The following is an 18,816-nucleotide window of genomic DNA, read 5'->3' as shown; positions in this document are numbered from 1 at the left end:
TTAGTCTAAAACACGTAGAATCTTCTTAAAATCATTCGTGGGTAATCCTCTTTTTTCAAAGGTAGAGAAATCAATTTTAACTTGCGCTGCCCAAGATTTTCCGGTGGACAAACTTTGATTGCGGTACTTTTTATGAAGGTCTTTGGCTTTCGAAAGTCTGTCCGTGAACAAATACACATGCGCCAAATCAAGATTGAAAATGATTTCTGAAGGGTTTAATTTTAATCCTTTGCTATACGCTTCTTCAGCTTTTGAATACTGTTTTGACAACAAATAATAATCGCCTAATATTTTATAACCCTTATAATCCGCTCGATTCTTAGCAATGACTTCCGATTGAATTAAATCAATGGCTTCATTGGTTTTTCCTTCATTAAACAGCTTTGTCGCTTTATCGCAGATAACTTGGCTCCATTTATTTATTTCACCCGATTTGGTCAAGCTTTCTTCGGCAGCAATTTCAATGGCTCTATTTTTTTCTGAAGTTAATAGTTTCTGAAAATCGGCATATTTGTATTTTGCCGTTATATTTTCCAGAAACAAACCATAAAACTGATCTTTTTTAGCCAGATAGTTCACAAATTCTAATTTGGAAGCCATTGCTAGTATTTCTTTTTTACTTTCCACTTTCCAACCGCTTCTCAAACTATAATTCACCCACGGCACAACCTCCAAAATGATTTTTTCTTTCATCACCCAATTGTCGCTTTGAAACCCAAACCACAGATTTTGAGCGCCTTGATTCATACATCTTGACTTTTCCGTCAGGAGTTTGACCGCTTTATTTACCGGTTCGTCTTGAGATACACAAGCATTTTTAACAACACCGGTTTTCTCGTATTGCAAAGCGTCATTTTCATTGGTAAATACATAAAACTTGCACTTATCATCACCTGAAATGGTAGAAAGTAAAAATACAGTTCCGGCAGCGCCTTGGCTGATTCCTGTTGGATCCGGAATGGCTTTTAAAACCGAAACCAAACTCGAACTGATTTTTTGATTGTCATCTAAAAGCGAAATGCGATAGACTACTTCGGTGGTACCAACAGGGAAATCGGCTGTTTTAATGGCTTTGCGTTTTCCGGCATTGAGAATAATGGTTTCATTGGTCGTTCTGATATTGTCCCAAAAACCCTCATTGCTTTGTGCCAAAGCTAAAGATGTACAAACCAATAATAACCCTAAAATTGAAAATTTCATCATATGTTTTTCGTTCCTAAAACAAGAAGAGTGCCAAAACTGACACTCTTATTTTCTTTGTAAATTTTATTAAAGCGAAATACTTTCTCCTATTTCGAGTAGCATCAAGTCTTTTCCGGCGTCGAAGAATTTCTTTTTGGCTTCGTCATGGTTGATTACGATAAACCCAAAGGTATCAAAATGACAGCCCAAAATCTTATCACAATCGACAAAATCGGCCGCCATGATTGCATCTTCAACATCCATGGTAAAACAATTCCCTATTGGAAAAACGGCTAAATCGAGTTTGGTTCGCATTGGAATCAATTTCATATCCATCGTCAAAGCCGTATCGCCTGAAATGTAAATATTTTTATGTTCGCCTTCGATTACAAATCCGCCCGGATTACCGCCGTTACTGCCGTCGGGAAACGAACTGGAATGTGCCGCGGCGACATATTTCACTTTACCAAAATCAAACTGCCAGCTTCCGCCATAATTCATCGGATGATATGACAAACCTTTGTTTCCAAAATGAGTCGCGATTTCCCAATTGGAGATAATCACTGAATTGTTATTTTTTGCCACTGTTTCAACGTCTAAAATATGGTCGAAATGAGCGTGAGTAATTAGAATATAATCTGCTTTTAAAGCAGCAATATCAATATGAGCGGCTTTTTCATTTCCGGAAATAAAAGGATCAACAAGTAAATGTTTTCCTCCAACTTCAATTCCGAGGCATGAATGACCGTAAAATGTAATTTTCATAGCTGTTCTTTTAAATTAAACATAATTTATCACCATATCTGAAATAAAGAAAATCAGACACAACGCCAATAAAACAGAAAGTAGAAACGTGCTGATTGCTAATTTCTTCAATTCGGGATCTAATAGTTTCGGGTTTCTATTTTTATAAACGGTGATTAAATGACTTATCAGAGGAAAATAAGCAACCACGAAGATATATTGGTCAATATGGAAGTCATTTAAAAAAGCAAACAACAATACCAAAACCATAGCGAAAATCACTAGGAAAAAATGATATTTTTTAGCCGTTGCGCCACCCATTTTTACAACAATAGTGTTTTTTCCGGCTCTTCTGTCGCTTTCTTCATCGCGCATGTTGTTTAGATTTAACACGCCGACACTCAAAAAGCCAATGGCTGTTGCCGGTAATAATAACAACCAATCAATGGTTTTCGAGAACATAAAATATACTCCGAAAGCACTTACCAATCCAAAGAAGATAAACACAAACAAATCGCCGTAACCTCGGTATCCATAAGCACCTTTTCCAACAGTATAGCGAATGGCCGACGCTATGGCCAAAATCCCTAATATTAAAAAGATAAAAGAATACAGCAAGTAACTTTCTTTAAAAGCAAAATAAATTAGTAAAATCGCAAAAACCAGAGTAATCAATGAAGTAATCACCATGGCTTTCTTCATGGCTTGCGGCGTGATAATGCCACTTTGAATGGCACGTTTTGGTCCAACCCGGTCTTCGTTATCTGTTCCTTTAACGCCATCGCCATAATCATTGGCAAAATTGGATAGAATCTGCAATCCCAAAGTAGTCAGCAAAGCAAAAATAACGATGTTCCAATTGAACATTCCTTGTGACATCGCATAAAAACTTCCGACGATAATTCCGGATACCGAAAGTGGCAATGTTCTAACTCGCGCGGCTTCAACCCAATGTTTCATATAATTCAAATTTTTAGACTTCTTAGATTTTTTAGACTTCTTAGATTACATTTCTAAAAATCATCTATTTACTTACATCCAATTGCTGTTTGAGGTTTCAATTTCATACAGCCAAAGGTTTACATACTCGTTGATTTGATCAAATTTCCCTAACTGAAAAGTAATATTTCCGCCGGCGGTATGCATCGTCAACGAACCTATGTTCAAACTTTTGTGCCAAAACAACTGCGAAGTTGTAATAGCTTGTATTTTTTCAATTTGGATGATATCATTATCAATATCCCAAGCGCCGCTTTGTTTGATAATATGATTTTCATTGACAAACAATCGATAATTTCTGTAACCGAAGAACAGTAAAACCAACATGAAAATAGTGTAAAACACCGCAACATTTACATATTCGAACACTTTCGGCTCTGCATATTTTCCAAACAAAAAATAACCTGTTAAAGGTAATACAATTGTCAGGAATATAGAAAACACCAATTTTCGAAAATTAGGTTGCATCTTGGCTCCTTTTTCCGGCAGTTGCTTGAACAATAATTTTAAAATTTCGTCTCGTTCAAAAGCATTACAACCGGGAATTTCGATAAGTGATTTATTATCCTTTTGTTCGTTGCTGATGGCTTGCCTTATCTTTATTTCGAGCACATTCAGCTTTTTTTGAAGATAATTTCTGGACACTTTGACAATCTGGACTTTCTCAGGTTTCAGGATAGTACTTTGGGTGTTTATTAAGCCATAAGTCAACATTAACGAACCTTTTTGTTGGGTTACCGTATAATCAAAAAACTTAATGAGTGTTCGCCCGATATTGATTAAAAAGACAATACTGAACATTATCAGGACAAATACCAAACCTGAATACCACAGCGAATTGTTGTCAACAAAACCTTCCAAGCGTTCGGTATTGATTACATCTTCTGCTCCGGCTTGGTGTAGGTTTTCATAAATCGTGAAAAAGAAGGTTAAAATTAATCCAACACTTTTTACATAATTAGAAGTAATTCCAATTTTGAGTAAACTCACCAAATTAATTTTAAGAAACGGAATGGCTTTGTATTCGGGCTTTGCTTCTACTATATCTTCTGAGACCATTGACCTTTTACCTTCATTTTCAAGCAATCTCGATTTTAACACAATCGCCAATTGATGAGATATGGCTTTGATATTGCCTTCTTTTTTATCACTTCCGGCGGTGTCAACATCTAAAGCGTAAACGCCGATTAGCCTTTGAATCAAATTTTGCTTGATATTAACCTGTTGGATTTTGTGCAATTGGATAGACGTTTTAGTTTTATTGATAATTCCATCATTAACGATAAACTCCTCATTTTCTTCATCAATATAGAAAGTGAAATTTCGATAATTCAAATACGAATAGACACCCAACCAAATAATCATACCAAGCAAAATCAAAGAACCTATAAAAATTGATTTTGAATTGGCTTTCAACAAAGAAATCACAATAATCGGCCAAGTGGCTTTTAGCACCTGAAAAACCATCTCCAGAAAAATTACTAAAATACCCACCAAAGACTGGCGCTGTGGCTGATTAAAATTGGCTTCCATTACAATTGCTTTTGAATTTTGCCCATAAGCAATTGTTTGATGTTCTCGGCTTCTTCTTTGGCAATACCCGGAATCTCCAAGTCACTGGAAACACCACCGGCTGTGAAAATTTCAACTTTGGCTAAACCAAAAAATCGAGCAATAAAACCTTCATGAAGTGCCACGTGTTGAACACGATTATAGGGAATCACCATCGTGTTGGTGGCAATAATACCGCTTCGAAAAATCACATCGTGGTTTCTGAAAGCATAGGCTTTTTTCTTGTAAGCTATATTTGAGAAGAAAAAAAACACCAAAACAAATAGGCCGTAAATTGAAACGACAAGCCCTTTATAATCAGTTAGTTCTTCTATAAAAACAACTCCAAAAACAACGGCAATTCCTAAAACCAAAAGCACTAAACCTCTAGAAATCAAAATTTCTTTCCAATAATTCGGATGTAATTTGGTCAGAGCAACGGTTTCGTACCTTGGCAAGTTTGAAGTATCTATCGTTTCGTTTGTAAAGTTTTCCATAGTCATTAAGGAATCCATTTATTCTTTCCGAAATTCGGTTTTCTTTTTTCCAAAAAGGCGTTTCTACCTTCTATCGCTTCGTCAGTCATATAAGCCAAACGCGTAGCTTCTCCGGCAAAAACTTGCTGTCCTACCATACCGTCATCGGTTAAATTCATGGCGAATTTTAACATTTTAATTGACGTTGGCGATTTCTCTAATATTTCTTGTGCCCATTGATAAGCGGTGTCTTCCAATTTTTCATGCGGAATCACGGCATTCACCATTCCCATATCATGCGCCTCTTGTGCGGAATAATTTCGACCTAAAAAGAAAATCTCACGGGCTTTCTTTTGTCCAACCATTTTGGCCAAATAAGCCGAACCGTAACCGCCGTCAAAACTCGTCACATCAGCATCGGTTTGTTTAAAAATGGCGTGTTCTTTGCTGGCTAATGTCAAGTCGCAAACAACATGCAAACTGTGTCCGCCGCCAACAGCCCAACCGGGAACAACCGCAATCACCACTTTTGGCATAAACCGAATTAAACGTTGGACTTCCAATATATTCAATCGATGATAACCGTCTTCGCCAACATAACCTTGATGACCGCGTGCTTTTTGGTCGCCACCGCTACAAAACGACCAAACACCATCTTTGGTACTCGGACCTTCGCCGGATAGCAAAACCACTCCGATAGAAGTATCTTCCATAGCGTCGTAAAAAGCGTTGTATAATTCGCTAGTGGTTTTCGGTCGGAAAGCGTTGCGAACATTTGGTCGGTTAAACGCTATTCTGGCAACACCATTACATTTTTTATAAGTGATATCTTCAAATTCTTTGGCGGTAATCCAATTGATTGTGCTCATTTAAAATTTGGTTTAAATAGGATTCATATATTTTAGTTAAAAATAAACGTTAGCAAGCTAAAACTATTATTTTAGCGTAAAAATAAATCATTTTTTGACTTTAGCGTCATCACAAATCAGATTCTTATGAATAAAACATTGCTTCTTTTTTTATCCTTTTTTTTCAGTTTAAATACATTTTCTCAAAAATATGATTTTCAACCCATTACAAACATAGAGATTACTCCCGTTATCACACAGCAAAACACCGGAACCTGTTGGAGCTTTTCCTCTACTTCCTTTTTAGAAGCTGAAATCATTCGTACTAAAGGCATAAAAATAGACTTATCTGAAATGTACAATGTGAGAAATACTTATATAGACAAAGCGGATAATTATGTCATGCGTCAAGGCAAAACCCAATTCGGTGAAGGCGGATTAAATCATGATGTGATCAATAGCGCCCGAAAATATGGTGTTGTTTTGCAAAGCGATTTTTTAGGTAAATTAAACCCCGATGACAAATATGACCATTCCAAAATGGTTGTAGCATTGGAAGAAATACTAAAAAAAACAGTTGCAGAAACGCCTGCAAAATATCCAACATGGAAAGCGGATTACATTGCTGTTTTAGACCAATACATGGGCAAGTCTGAAAATGCAAATCCAATCAACGCCAAAACATTTTTAACTAATTACAAGATCGATCTAAACGACTATGTAACCATCACTTCTTTTACTCACGAACCTTTTTACTCTAAATTCATTCTGAACATACCCGATAATTTTTCCAACGGTTATTTTTACAATTTACCTTTAGATGAGTTTGTTCAAAACATTGATTATGCGCTTGAAAAAGGGTTTACCCTTGCCCTTGATAGTGATGTTAGTGAAACAACTTTTTCCGGCACCAAAGGCATCGCAGTCATTCCTGAAAAACCGGAAGATGCAACAGCCATTTTGGACGAAATTAAACCCGAAAAGACGATTACTCCTGAATTTCGCCAAGCGGAATTTGAGAATTACAATACGCAGGACGACCATTTGATGCATATTGTTGGGAAAGTTAAAGATCAAAAGGGAAATGTGTATTACAAAGTCAAAAACTCTTGGGGAAATCAATCGGGCAAAGATGGATTTGTTTACATGAGTGTTTCTTATTTAAGATCAAAAGCCATTTCCGTTTTACTGCACAAAGGTGGTTTGATGCCTAAAACTAAAAAATTATTGCGATTGTAAATTAACTATTCTTTTTATCCGAATTTAACCGAAGTCATAGTAAGTGAACCACCAACAGCTTTGTCATTAAAGAAACTGACTTCATCCTTTTCATCTTGCAATCCCAAAGTATACAATAAAGGATAATAATGATCGGGCGTTGGTATGGCCAACTTGGCGGCACTTCCTAATTTTTCATAAGCGATAAGCGATTTAGCATCTCCGGAAGTTATTTTTTCTTTAAAAACTTGATTGATTTCATTTGCCCAATCATAACCAAATTCAGATTTATTGAGTTTATCCCAAGCAACCATTCTCAAGTTATGAACCATATTTCCACTGCCGATTATTAAAACTCCTTTTTTGCGTAATGAAGTCAATTCTTTTGCTAAATCATAATGGTATTGTGGAGGTTTACTGTAATCAATACTCAACTGCAATACCGGAATATCTGCATCCGGATACATATGTCTGACAACCGTCCAAGTACCGTGGTCTAAACCCCAATCGTGGTCGAGTTCAACCTGAGTAGAAGTAATTAATTTTGACGTTTCCAGAGCCAATTCTGGGTTGCCTTTTGCAAGATATTGCACGTCAAATAAAGCTTGAGGAAAACCGCCGAAATCGTGAATGGTTTGCGGATTTTCCATAGCAGTAATATGGGTTCCTTTGGTCAACCAATGCGCTGAAACCACTAAAACCGCTTTTGGTCGAGGAATTTCATTTCCGTATTTCGTCCAAGTTCTTGAAAATTCATTGTCCTCAATTCCGTTCATGGGTGAACCGTGACCTATAAACAAAACCGGAAGTTTAATATCCGTTTCCCTTAAGTCTTTTGTCCAATTGTATAAAGGGTTTAGTGCCATCATTGTAGTTCCTCCTATCGTTAATTTTATAAAACTGCTTCGTTTCATTATTACAACATTTGTATATACAAATGTAAAACATCTGATTAACAACCAATCCTCATTACAGAAAAATTAACACTACAAACCCAAAAAATTATATATTTGGTTGCTACTATCTAAACCAAACAAATGCAACAATTTACCCGTCAGGAAAAACTAAAACACTTATTCGGTTTTCCTGTTATCATTGCCTCTTTGGGCTATTTTGTGGATATTTATGATTTATTGTTATTTGGAATCGTTCGAATTCCCAGTTTGAACGACATGGGTTTGGAAGCTGATACAGTTGGCACCATGATTCTCAATTATCAAATGGTCGGTTTGGTTTTAGGCGGTATTATTTGGGGTATCTTCGGAGATAAAAAAGGCAGGCTTTCTGTTTTATTTGGTTCCATAATCGTTTATTCTTTAGCCAATATTGCCTGTGGGTTTTTACCTCAAATGGATTTTGCTGACAAAGGAGTAATTTATGCTTGGTTGCGATTCATTGCCGGTATTGGTTTGGCAGGAGAATTGGGTGCCGGAATCACTTTGGTTTCCGAAACTTTACCCAAAGAATTACGTGCTATCGGAACTTCTATAGTAGCCGGTTTTGGTGTTTTAGGTGCTGTTGTAGCACAATTTACAGTCGAACTCGCCGGAAGTTGGACCACCGCATATTTCATTGGTGGTGGATTAGGGTTAATGTTACTCGTACTTAGAATTAGTGTGGCTGAAAGTGGTATGTTTAAAATCGTCAAAGAAAATAGTTCGATTAAAAGAGGCGATTTTTTAGCTTTTTTTACCCAAAAAAAGCTTTTTGTCAAATACATAAAGTGCATTTTGATTGGTGTTCCCATTTGGTATTGCATTGGAATTTTAGTTTTTATGGCCAATCAATTTGCCCCTGAAATGGGCATCACATCCATCGATCCGGGAAAAGCCATTATGTGGACTTATATTTCAACTTCTGTTGGTGATTTCTCTTGTGGTTTTATTTCACAAGCATTGCATTCGCGAAAGAGAACTATTCTATACATGTTGCTATTTACTTTTGTTGGTGTTGCTTTGCTCCTTTTTAGTGGTAATAAAACCGAAAACATGTATTACTTTTATTGTGGTTGGATTGGTTTAGGTTGTGGCTTTTGGGCGATGTTTGTTACGGTTTCTGCAGAACAATTTGGCACCAATATGCGAAGTACCGCAACCACTAGTGTTCCGAATATGGTTCGTGGCACAGTGCCAATTATGTTGGTAGGTTTCGATTATTTAAAACAAAACAATACCGTAATTTTTTCCGCAGCCATCATAGGTTTGATTGCCTTTTCTTTGGGAATTTATGCTACTTTAACGATCAGTGAAACTCATAACAAGCATATGGATTTTGTGGAGTAAAAAAACTCGCTTTTAACAACAATTTCTGAATTCAAAATCCCAAATTCTAAATCCAACCTTTGTATCTTTGCATTTCGCAAATTGCAATTATGGAATCAGTACTCGAAAGCAACCAACCGGTCGGCAAACCAAAATGGTTAAAAGTAAAATTGCCTATCGGTCAAAAATACACTGAACTTCGTGGTTTAGTCGACAAATATAAGCTCAACACGATTTGTACTTCGGGCAGTTGTCCTAATATGGGCGAATGTTGGGGCGAAGGCACCGCAACCTTTATGATTTTAGGGAATATCTGTACGCGTTCGTGCGGTTTTTGTGGTGTAAAAACCGGAAGACCGGAAACGGTAGATTGGGACGAACCTGAAAAAGTTGCGCGTTCCATTAAAATCATGAAAATCAAACATGCCGTAATCACCAGCGTTGACCGCGATGATTTGAAAGATATGGGTTCCATCATTTGGTTCGAAACCGTACAAGCCATTCGCAGAATGAATCCCGAAACAACTTTGGAAACCTTAATTCCCGATTTCCAAGGTGTAGAAAGAATTATCGACCGAATCGTAGAAGCCAATCCGGAAGTAGTTTCGCATAATGTAGAAACAGTACGCCGATTAACTCGTGAAGTTAGAATTCAGGCAAAATATGACCGAAGTTTGGCCGTGTTGAAATACTTAAAACAACAAGGAATCAAAAGAACCAAATCGGGCATCATGCTTGGCTTAGGCGAAACCGAAGAAGAAGTAATCCAAACCATGCAAGACTTGCGCGACAATGACGTAGATATAGTAACTATCGGACAATATTTGCAACCGAGCAAAAAACACTTGCCCGTAAAAGAATTCATCAGACCCGAACAATTCGAGAAATACGAAAAAATCGGAAAGGAAATGGGATTCCGTCATGTGGAAAGCGGTGCTTTGGTACGTTCTTCTTATCACGCTGAAAAACATATACTATAGTCGAAAATCGTAAAGTCAAAAGTCGAAAGACATAAAAATTGACTTTAACACTTTAAGACGTTAAGACTTTAAGACTTATGACAAAAATTGCCATCAACGGTTTTGGAAGAATAGGACGCAACTTATTCCGATTACTTTTAAACCATCCAAGTATTGAAGTAGTTGCTATCAATGATATTGCCGACAATCGAACGATGGCGCATTTAATCAAATACGATAGCATACACGGCGTTTTACCTTATGATGTTTCGTTTGATGAGCAATCGATAATTGTTGGCGGAAAACATTACACTTTTTTCCACGAAAGAGAAATCAGTAAGCTCCAATGGGAGAACATCGATTTTGTAGTAGAAAGTACCGGCAAATACAAAACTTTCGATGAAATCAACCAACATATATCGGTCGGTGCCAAAAGAGTAATCCTTTCCGCACCAAGTGAAGTGCCCGAAATTAAAACCGTAGTTCTTGGCGTCAACGAAAATATTCTTGATGGGACAGAACTCATTGTTTCCAATGCGAGTTGCACGACCAACAATGCCGCGCCGATGATTAAAGTCATCAATGAATTATGCGGTATTGAACAAGCCTATATTACAACGGTTCACTCCTACACTACTGACCAAAGTCTTCACGATCAACCGCATAAAGATTTGCGTCGCGCTCGTGGGGCAAGCCAGTCAATTGTACCAACCACAACCGGTGCAGCCAAAGCCTTAACCAAAATTTTCCCGGAAATGGAAGGCAAAATCGGTGGTAGCGGTATTCGTGTTCCGGTTCCTGATGGTTCACTAACTGATATTACTTGTTATGTCAAAAAACAGGTAAGTATCGAAGAAATCAATTCGGCTTTCAAAAATGCAGCGGCTACTAACTTAAAGGGAATTCTCGCTTATACAGAAGATCCAATCGTTTCCGTAGACATATTGGGCAACCAAAACTCTTGTTTGTTTGATGCGCAACTTACTTCTGTCATTGGTAAAATGGTCAAAGTTGTAGGTTGGTATGACAACGAAATAGGTTATTCTTCACGAATAATTGACCTGATTATTTTGTTGGAAAAATAATTTCGTTACATTTATACATCTAAATCCTTTCTAAACCCGGAAATCTATGAGATGGTTATTGTTTATATTACTATTTCAAACACTTGGCTTTAGTCAAAGAAAAGTCGCAATACCTACAGACAGTACGGCTTATTACATAGAATTAGCCGATTTTAATAAAAAAATCAACAACTACAAATCTTCGCTCTATTTCTCTCAAAAAGCGATTAATTATGCCAAATTTAAAGGTAATACCCAACAAAAATCTGATGCTTGGTACTCTTTAGGCTCTACTTATTTCGAACTAAAAAAATATGGTGATGCTGTTGAAATTTTTTCAAAGTGCGCAGCTTTATTAAGTTCAATTCCACCAACAAGCCAACAAGCAATTTGCTATTACAATATGGGAATGTGCTACATGAATTTGGATGATTTTACCAAAGCTGAACTCAACTTCAACAAAGCACAAGCTATTTATAATCTTTTAAAAATAGATGCTTCCGAACCTTTGAAACTTCAAAAAGGAATTTTATATAAAAACAAAGGCAAAACCGAATTGGCTTCTAAATTATTTAATGAAATTATTTCAAAATCCGATCTTGAAGATATTTATAAATCCAAAGCAGAAGCTTTATACCAAATGGGTACTATTGAAGAAAGCTTAAACCATAACAATCTTGCTGTTAACTATCTAAACCGAGCACTGGTTTTGAATGCCAGAGATACCAATTTAGACCAAAAAGCAGCTATTTTATTGTCACTCAGCAGAACCAATGAAAAATTATTAAATCTAAAAAAGTCTCATGACTATTTAAAAGAGCATCTTGTAATAAAAGACAGCCTTTCCTTTTTGAGCAACCAAAAATTAGACGCCAACGATTACCAAGAGTTCAAAGAAAGTGAGCGAATGAAAGCCGTTGAGCAAATGACGAAAGAAAATGAAGCCCAACAAAAAACCAATAAGTTTGTAAAATTGATTAGCATTTTAGCAATCGCTTTAATCTCTATCTTATCGCTTTTAAGTTTGTCTTTATATAAAAACAATATCATTCGAAGCAAATCAAACGAACTGCTGCAAGAAAAAAATATCGAACTACAAATGGCCAAAGAGAAAGCCGAAAAAGCGTCTAAAGCCAGAGCCGAATTTCTTTCTACCGTAAGTCACGAATTAAGAACTCCTTTGAACGCAATTAATGGGATCACACATTTGCTGATTGAAGAAAATCCGAAGCAAAACCAATTACATTATCTCAATTCCTTAAAGTTTTCAGGGAATTATTTAATGACTTTTATCAATGAAATTTTGGAAATCAACCGAATTGATTCGAGCAATATAGAAATTGAATACATCCATTTCAACCTGAAGCAATTGTTAACCAACATTCAAAATTCGATGAATGAAATCGCTTCTAAAAACAACAACAAATTCACTTTAGAAATTGACCAAAACATCCCCGAAATTTTACTTGGTGACCCAACAAAATTGTCTCAAATATTTATCAATTTAATCAATAATGCTTTGAAATTTACCCAAAACGGAGAAGTAAATGTGATTGCTAAATTGATTGATCAAGGCAGTGATTTTTCCCGAATTAATTTTGAGATACGCGATACAGGAATCGGAATACCGGAAGAAAAGCAAGAAACCATTTTTGACAGTTTTTCCCAAGGTTCTATCGAAATCAACCGAAAATATGGCGGCACCGGTTTAGGTCTGACTATCGTAAAAAAACTGGTTGATTTATTAGGCGGCGAAATCGGGCTGAAAAGTGAAGTTGGCGTAGGAACTTCATTCGCCTTCGAACTTAATTTACTCAACGGAAATCAAGAAATTCAAGTCGAAAAACCACTTCTTTATTCTGATGATATTTTAGTCGGTAAAAATATTTTGGTTGTAGAAGACAACAAAATCAACCAAATGGTAACCAAAAAAATGCTCGAAAACAAACGCATGAAATGTAAAATCGTCGACAACGGTGAAGAAGCCATTAATGTCATGCGAGCCAAAAATGATTTTGATTTAGTACTGATGGATGTCCACTTACCGGGAATCAACGGAACAATTGCCACGCAACACATCCGTGAGTTTGAAACCCAAATACCAATCATCGCTTTAACCGCAATTTCGTTAAACGAAAACCGAGAAATGCTCTTGTCTTTCGGAATGACTGATGTCATTACGAAGCCTTTCGAACCTGAAAATTTCTACCGAGTAATTGCGCTGAATTTGATTTAATACTGCAAAATCAGTTCCTTAATCAACTGTCTTACTTTAGGTTCAGCCTCATTAGCCGCTTTCAAAACTTCTTCATGGGTAATGTTTTCCAAATGCTCTTCGCTGCCAATATCAGTAATCACCGAAATCCCGAAAGTTTCTAATTCCATGTGACGCGCAACGATTACTTCAGGAACAGTCGACATTCCGACACAATCTGCACCAATCACTTTGACCATTTTGTATTCATGCAAGGTTTCAAAGGTTGGTCCTTGCAATCCCATATAAACTCCGTCTTGTACTTCTATATTCGAAGCTTTGGCGATTTCTTTAACTTTGGCAATCATTTTTGGACTATATGGCTCGTTCATGTTCACAAAACGCGGTCCAAAACGGGAATCATTTTTCCCTCTTAGCGGATGTTCCGGCATCATATTCACATGATCGGTAATAATAGCGATGGTTCCTACTTTATAATTTGGATTCACACCGCCGGAAGCATTAGAAACAATGAGTTTGCTGACACCAATGTATTTCATCACTCTTACCGGAAAAGTAACTTCCTGCATCGAATAACCTTCATAATAATGAAATCTTCCTTGCATTGCCACCACTTTTTTATCGCCTATGGTTCCAAAAACCAAAGCGCCTTTGTGACCTTCAACGGTTGATACCGGAAAATTAGGTATTTCATTATAAGGCAAAGTAAATTCGACTTTGATATCATCCGTAAAACTGCCCAATCCGGAGCCTAAAATTACGCCGTATTCCGGAGTAAAATTGGTTTTATCTTTAATATAATTAACGGTTTCTTGTACAAGTTCCCACATAGTTTAAAATAATTTGGTCAAAAGTATCGCTATTGTTTATCAGCTGACTTTTAATTGGTAAATAATATAATTGCGCTGCGAAAATATCAGCCTCCAAACGTACAAAATCCTTTTCGGTTGTGACGATAATTTTATCCACAGCTTGACTTTTTATGTTTAAAATATCGCTTTCTTTAAAATGATGGTGATCAGAAAAAGCCATAACCGCATCATTTTCAGATTGTAAATGATTAAAGAAAGGCTTTGGCTTAGCAATTCCGGCTAACAATAATTTTTCTTGCAATTTGACTTTAGTCACTTCTAAACTGCCGAATTGGTTATAAACCCTGTCATCATAATCAACAAAACTGAAGAAAACAACCTTAACATTGTCATTCCGAGGAAGGAGGAATCTCATCAATTTTTCACTTATTTTTTCCTGCGCAATTTCAGTAATATTCGGCGGACATTTGGTGACAATTATCATATTGGCTCTCTTAGCACCGTTTCTACTCTCGCGAAGATTTCCTGTTGGCAACATAAAATCGTCACAAAACAACTCATCATAAGCCGTCAAGAGAATATAAAACCCGGCTTTTACTTTTCGGTGTTGAAAAGCGTCATCAAGTAAAATAACTTCCGGCTTTTCGCTTTGAGCCAATAATTGAGTGATACCGTTATGCCTGTCGGCATCGACTGCGACTTGTATCTGCGGAAATTTTTTGTAATATTGAAACGGTTCGTCACCGAGAATTTCCGCAGTAGCATTGGCATCAGCCAAAATAAAACCTTCCGATTTTCTTTTGTAACCGCGACTTAAAGTTGCCACTTTATATTTAGGAGAAAGCAACCGAATCAAATATTCAATCTGAGGCGTTTTTCCGGTGCCGCCAACACTGAGATTTCCAACAGCAATGACCGGAATGTCGAAAGAATACGATTTTAGTATACCTTTATCGTAAAGATAATTTCGAATAGAAGTGATAAAGCCATACAGAATGGCCAAAGGGAAAAGTAATTTTCGCAACAAAATCATAGCACGAAAGTAACGATTTTTTATCTTTGAATGAAAATTTTACAGTTCCAATAACTAATGAAACTACTCAACCTGCATTTTCTTTTAGGCTTTCTGTTCATCTCGCCCTTGACTTTTTCTCAGGAAGCCGACAACACGGCTATTCTTAAAATCATTTTTACCAAATACTATAAAAATGAAAAAGTCATCGCCAAAGGCAGATTACAACTTTTAAGTTTTTATTGTGGCAAAGCACCGAATAACGAAGAAGTACTGGAAGTCATCTCGAAAAACGATTTACTGAAAAAGAATGCAACCGAAATCAAAAAACAGATTATCATTGGCATAAATGAAGATTGGTCAAAGGAATACAACCTGCTGTTTGACAACCAACACCAATATTTAAAAAGCAAAGTCAATGCATGTTTGTCTTTGGATGAATTTCAAGAAATTTCAAAGAAACACAGTGAAAATAACCAACGCTTGCTCATTGTCAACAAACCGATTTACTTTGCTAAAAACCAATTTGCCTTAGTCAAAGTAGCCTTTTACAGAACTATCGAACACAACAGTGGCCGATTTTTATTACTCGAAAAAGTAAATGGCGAATGGATTATTAAAGAATACTTAAACGAATGGGCAACTTAATTACTGTTCAGTCCCGAAGCTTCGGGACAGTTGGCAGTGTTTAGTTAGAAAAACAAAATTATGAAGATTAAAGAAATACTCAATACTTTAGAAGAAATGGCGCCTTTGGCTTATGCCGAAGACTTTGACAATGTTGGTTTACTGGTTGGTGATGCCAATACTGTAGCCACCGGAATTTTGGTTTGTCATGATGCCTTAGAAAGCGTAATCGATGAAGCGATTGCTAAAAAATGCAACTTGGTCGTTTGTTTCCATCCAATTATCTTCTCAGGTTTGAAGAAAATTATAGGCAAAAATTATGTGGAACGCGCCGTACTCAAAGCCATTAAAAATGATATTGCGATTTATGCGGTTCACACGGCTTTGGACAACCACAAACACGGTGTGAATAAAATATTTTGTGATGCTTTGGGGTTGACCCAAACCAAAATTTTAGTGGCCAAAAAGAATTTCATTCAAAAACTCATCACTTATACCATTCCTGAAAATGTTGAAACTTTACGCAACGCGCTATTCGACGCTGGTGCCGGAAAAATAGGCAACTACGAAGATTGTAGCTTCAATTCAAAAGGCATCGGAACTTACATGGGCAATGAAGACAGCAATCCTGAAATCGGTAATCGCTTCGAATTTGTGGAAAACGAAGAAATCAAAATCGAAGTCACTTTTGAAAAACATCTGCAATCCAAAGTATTAAAAGCCTTATTCTCCAATCACGTTTACGAAGAAGTGGCTTATGAAATCTACGAATTGCAAAATCACCACCAAAACATTGGTCTCGGTATGATAGGTGAACTTGAAAAACCAATGAGTGAACCTGACTTCTTAGCTTTCGTTAAAGATAAAATGCAATGTGGCGGCATTCGACATAGCGCATTGTTAGGAAAAGCAATTAAAAAAGTAGCAGTACTTGGTGGTTCGGGAAGTTTTGCTATCAGCAATGCCAAACAAGCCGGAGCTGATATTTTTCTGACGGCCGATTTGAAGTACCACAACTTTTATGAAGCTGAAAATCAATTGGTTTTAGCCGATATCGGACACTTTGAAAGCGAAAGATTTACAAAAAATTATATTGTTGATTTTCTTAAGAAAAAAATCCTTAATTTTGCAATCATTTTTTCGGAAGAAAATACAAATCCAGTTAAGTACTTATAAAATATGGCGACTACAAAAGAACTAAGTGTTGAAGACAAATTAAGAGCTATCTACGACCTGCAAATCATAGATACCAGAATTGATGAAATCAGAAACGTTAGAGGAGAATTACCTTTAGAAGTGGAAGATTTAGAAGATGAAGTTACTGGCTTAAGCACTCGTTTAGACAAATTAAAAAGCGATTTGGTTGCAATCGAAGAGCAAATCAAAACTAAAAAAAGTGCCATCGAAGAGCATCAGGCGGCTATCAAAAAATACACTGAACAACAAAAAAATGTTCGCAACAACAGAGAATTCAATTCTTTAACTAAAGAAGTAGAATTCCAAGAATTGGAAATCCAATTGGCGGAAAAACAAATCAAAGAATTGAAAGCTTCTATTGATCACAAAAAAGAAGTGATTTCTAACTCTAAAGAAAAATTAGACCAAAAATCTTCTCACTTAAAACACAAAAAAGCAGAGTTGAACGACATCATGGCGGAAACCCAAAAAGAAGAAAGCTTCTTAATGGAAAAATCAGCTGAGTATGAAGCCCAAATCGAAGAAAGATTATTGGCTGCTTACAAAAGAATTCGTTCAAGCGTTCGCAACGGTTTGGCCGTAGTGTCTATTGAGCGTGGTGCTTCGGCAGGTTCGTTCTTTACGATTCCACCTCAAACCCAAGTAGAAATTGCGGCTCGCAAAAAAATCATCACCGATGAGCACTCAGGAAGAATCTTAGTTGATGCTTCTTTAGCAGACGAGGAAAGAGAAAAAATGCAAAAATTATTTGCTCACCTATAATAATTAATCCCGACTCGCTCGGGATTTTTTTATGAAGAAAATACAATACTTTCTCATTACAAAATCGGTTGGCTTATACATCAACCTAATCAGCTATTTCCGTCCGGAAAAGGCCAAACAAATCGCCTACGAAATTTTCAGCCAACCCAGAAAAGGAAAAATAAAAAACGGCAAACTTCCTAAAACATTGCAAAACGCCCAACAGGAAACTTTGCATTACGACGGCGAAGATTTTCAAACCTACCTTTGGCAAGGCTCCGAAGACATTATTTTGTTACTTCACGGCTGGGAAAGCAATGCGTCTCGTTGGAAAAAATTACTAAATCACCTCAAACCCTTAGGCAAAACCATCATCGCCATCGATGCGCCCGGTCACGGATTGAGTTCCGGAAAAGAATTCAATGCACCGAGATACGCCGAATTCATTCACGTTTTGTCTCAAAAATACAACCCAAAAACCCTTATCGGTCACTCGATTGGCGGCGCAGCGATTACTTATTATTTGCACAAATATCCCAACGACCACATCGAGAAAATCGTATTACTTGGTGCTCCATCAAGTTTCAAAAAATTAAGCGACAACTTTGTGGACATTTTGAGCCTGAACAACAAAATGAAAAACCTTTTGGAGAAACATTATCAGGAAAAATTCAACATCCACATTAATGAATTTGCCGGACATCTGTTCGCCAAAAACTTCCCGCAAAAAGCCATCATCGCTCACGACATTCACGACAAAGTCATCCTCGTAGAGGAAGGCAGAATGTACGCCTCCAATTGGAAAAATTCGACTTACATCGAAACCCAAGGCCTAGGTCACAGCATGCACGACAAGGATTTGTACCAAAAAATAGCCGATTTTATTTCAGAAGCATAAAGGTCAGCGCTT

The 18,816-nt window shown here is 36.8% G+C and carries 18 protein-coding genes; 9 read left to right on the top strand and 9 right to left on the bottom strand.

All coding sequences use genetic code 11. The annotated features are described in order from the left end of the window. The 6 genes from C8C84_RS09495 to C8C84_RS09470 form a co-directional block, all read right to left on the bottom strand. Entirely contained in the window at positions 1-1,203 is a 1,203-nt protein-coding gene (locus C8C84_RS09495; RefSeq protein ID WP_147406834.1) for a M48 family metallopeptidase, read from the bottom strand. Positions 1,204-1,269: 66 nt separating this feature from the next. After that, positions 1,270-1,947 carry a metal-dependent hydrolase gene (locus C8C84_RS09490; protein WP_121313385.1) on the bottom strand — a complete coding sequence of 226 codons (678 nt, stop codon included), beginning with the start codon at positions 1,945-1,947 and terminating at the stop codon, positions 1,270-1,272. 15 nt (positions 1,948-1,962) lie between these two features. Beyond that, a complete protein-coding gene (locus tag C8C84_RS09485; protein ID WP_121313383.1) occupies positions 1,963-2,886 on the bottom strand; it encodes a 1,4-dihydroxy-2-naphthoate polyprenyltransferase in 924 nt (307 codons plus the stop codon). A gap of 72 nt (positions 2,887-2,958) precedes the next feature. Continuing rightward, the gene (locus tag C8C84_RS09480; RefSeq protein WP_121313381.1) at positions 2,959-4,458 is read right to left on the bottom strand and encodes a PH domain-containing protein; all 1,500 of its coding nucleotides are present in this window, start codon (positions 4,456-4,458) and stop codon (positions 2,959-2,961) included. Beyond that, entirely contained in the window at positions 4,458-4,973 is a 516-nt protein-coding gene (locus tag C8C84_RS09475) for a PH domain-containing protein (protein WP_121315024.1), read from the bottom strand. Before C8C84_RS09475 ends, C8C84_RS09480 begins: the two co-directional genes overlap by 1 nt. A 5-nt stretch (positions 4,974-4,978) precedes the next feature. Next, positions 4,979-5,821, bottom strand: coding sequence for a 1,4-dihydroxy-2-naphthoyl-CoA synthase (locus C8C84_RS09470; protein ID WP_199717126.1), 843 nt, complete (start codon positions 5,819-5,821; stop codon positions 4,979-4,981). A 126-nt stretch (positions 5,822-5,947) separates the two neighbouring features. On the opposite strand from C8C84_RS09470, the gene C8C84_RS09465 reads away from it, so the two are divergent. Continuing rightward, positions 5,948-7,039: a C1 family peptidase gene (locus C8C84_RS09465; protein WP_121313379.1), complete on the top strand. Its 1,092-nt coding sequence runs from the start codon at positions 5,948-5,950 to the stop codon at positions 7,037-7,039. Between the two features lie 14 nt (positions 7,040-7,053). On the opposite strand, the gene ygiD is transcribed toward C8C84_RS09465, so the two are convergent. Continuing rightward, entirely contained in the window at positions 7,054-7,932 is an 879-nt protein-coding gene (gene ygiD / locus C8C84_RS09460) for a 4,5-DOPA dioxygenase extradiol (protein WP_121313377.1), read from the bottom strand. 123 nt (positions 7,933-8,055) lie between these two features. On the opposite strand from ygiD, the gene C8C84_RS09455 reads away from it, so the two are divergent. The 4 genes from C8C84_RS09455 (at position 8,056) to C8C84_RS09440 (ending at position 13,538) form a co-directional block, all read left to right on the top strand. Then, positions 8,056-9,300 (top strand): MFS transporter, encoded by a 1,245-nt coding sequence (locus tag C8C84_RS09455; RefSeq protein WP_121313375.1) that lies wholly within the window; start codon positions 8,056-8,058, stop codon positions 9,298-9,300. An 89-nt stretch (positions 9,301-9,389) separates the two neighbouring features. Further along, a complete protein-coding gene (gene lipA, locus C8C84_RS09450) occupies positions 9,390-10,259 on the top strand; it encodes a lipoyl synthase (RefSeq protein WP_121313373.1) in 870 nt (289 codons plus the stop codon). A 77-nt stretch (positions 10,260-10,336) separates the two neighbouring features. Next, positions 10,337-11,323, top strand: coding sequence for a type I glyceraldehyde-3-phosphate dehydrogenase (gene gap / locus C8C84_RS09445; RefSeq protein WP_121313371.1), 987 nt, complete (start codon positions 10,337-10,339; stop codon positions 11,321-11,323). 46 nt (positions 11,324-11,369) lie between these two features. Next, a complete protein-coding gene (locus tag C8C84_RS09440) occupies positions 11,370-13,538 on the top strand; it encodes an ATP-binding protein (RefSeq protein WP_121313369.1) in 2,169 nt (722 codons plus the stop codon). On the opposite strand, the gene C8C84_RS09435 is transcribed toward C8C84_RS09440, so the two are convergent. Together C8C84_RS09435 and lpxK are read right to left on the bottom strand one after the other, a co-directional pair. Beyond that, positions 13,535-14,347, bottom strand: a complete 813-nt coding sequence (locus tag C8C84_RS09435; protein WP_121313367.1) for a purine-nucleoside phosphorylase — start codon at positions 14,345-14,347, stop codon at positions 13,535-13,537. The genes C8C84_RS09440 and C8C84_RS09435 overlap by 4 nt on opposite strands. After that, entirely contained in the window at positions 14,319-15,362 is a 1,044-nt protein-coding gene (gene lpxK / locus C8C84_RS09430; RefSeq protein ID WP_121313365.1) for a tetraacyldisaccharide 4'-kinase, read from the bottom strand. The genes C8C84_RS09435 and lpxK overlap by 29 nt, the downstream gene beginning before the upstream one ends. A gap of 57 nt (positions 15,363-15,419) precedes the next feature. Here lpxK and C8C84_RS09425 point away from each other — a divergent pair, with 57 nt between their 5' ends. From C8C84_RS09425 to C8C84_RS09410, 4 genes are read left to right on the top strand one after another with little or no spacing between them, the layout of a single operon-like run. Further along, complete coding sequence (locus C8C84_RS09425) at positions 15,420-15,989, top strand: hypothetical protein (RefSeq protein ID WP_121313363.1); 570 nt, start codon at positions 15,420-15,422, stop codon at positions 15,987-15,989. A 60-nt stretch (positions 15,990-16,049) separates the two neighbouring features. Beyond that, positions 16,050-17,144, top strand: coding sequence for a Nif3-like dinuclear metal center hexameric protein (locus C8C84_RS09420; RefSeq protein ID WP_121313361.1), 1,095 nt, complete (start codon positions 16,050-16,052; stop codon positions 17,142-17,144). A 3-nt stretch (positions 17,145-17,147) separates the two neighbouring features. Beyond that, positions 17,148-17,927, top strand: a complete 780-nt coding sequence (locus C8C84_RS09415; RefSeq protein WP_121313359.1) for a zinc ribbon domain-containing protein — start codon at positions 17,148-17,150, stop codon at positions 17,925-17,927. A 31-nt stretch (positions 17,928-17,958) separates the two neighbouring features. After that, the gene (locus C8C84_RS09410) at positions 17,959-18,804 is read left to right on the top strand and encodes an alpha/beta hydrolase (protein ID WP_121313357.1); all 846 of its coding nucleotides are present in this window, start codon (positions 17,959-17,961) and stop codon (positions 18,802-18,804) included. Positions 18,805-18,816: the final 12 nt, after the last annotated feature.

This window comes from Flavobacterium sp. 102 (genome assembly GCF_003634615.1).
Lineage (GTDB): Bacteria > Bacteroidota > Bacteroidia > Flavobacteriales > Flavobacteriaceae > Flavobacterium.
Note: the sequence above shows the minus strand (reverse complement) of the source record. Positions and strands in the feature narration are given on the sequence as shown.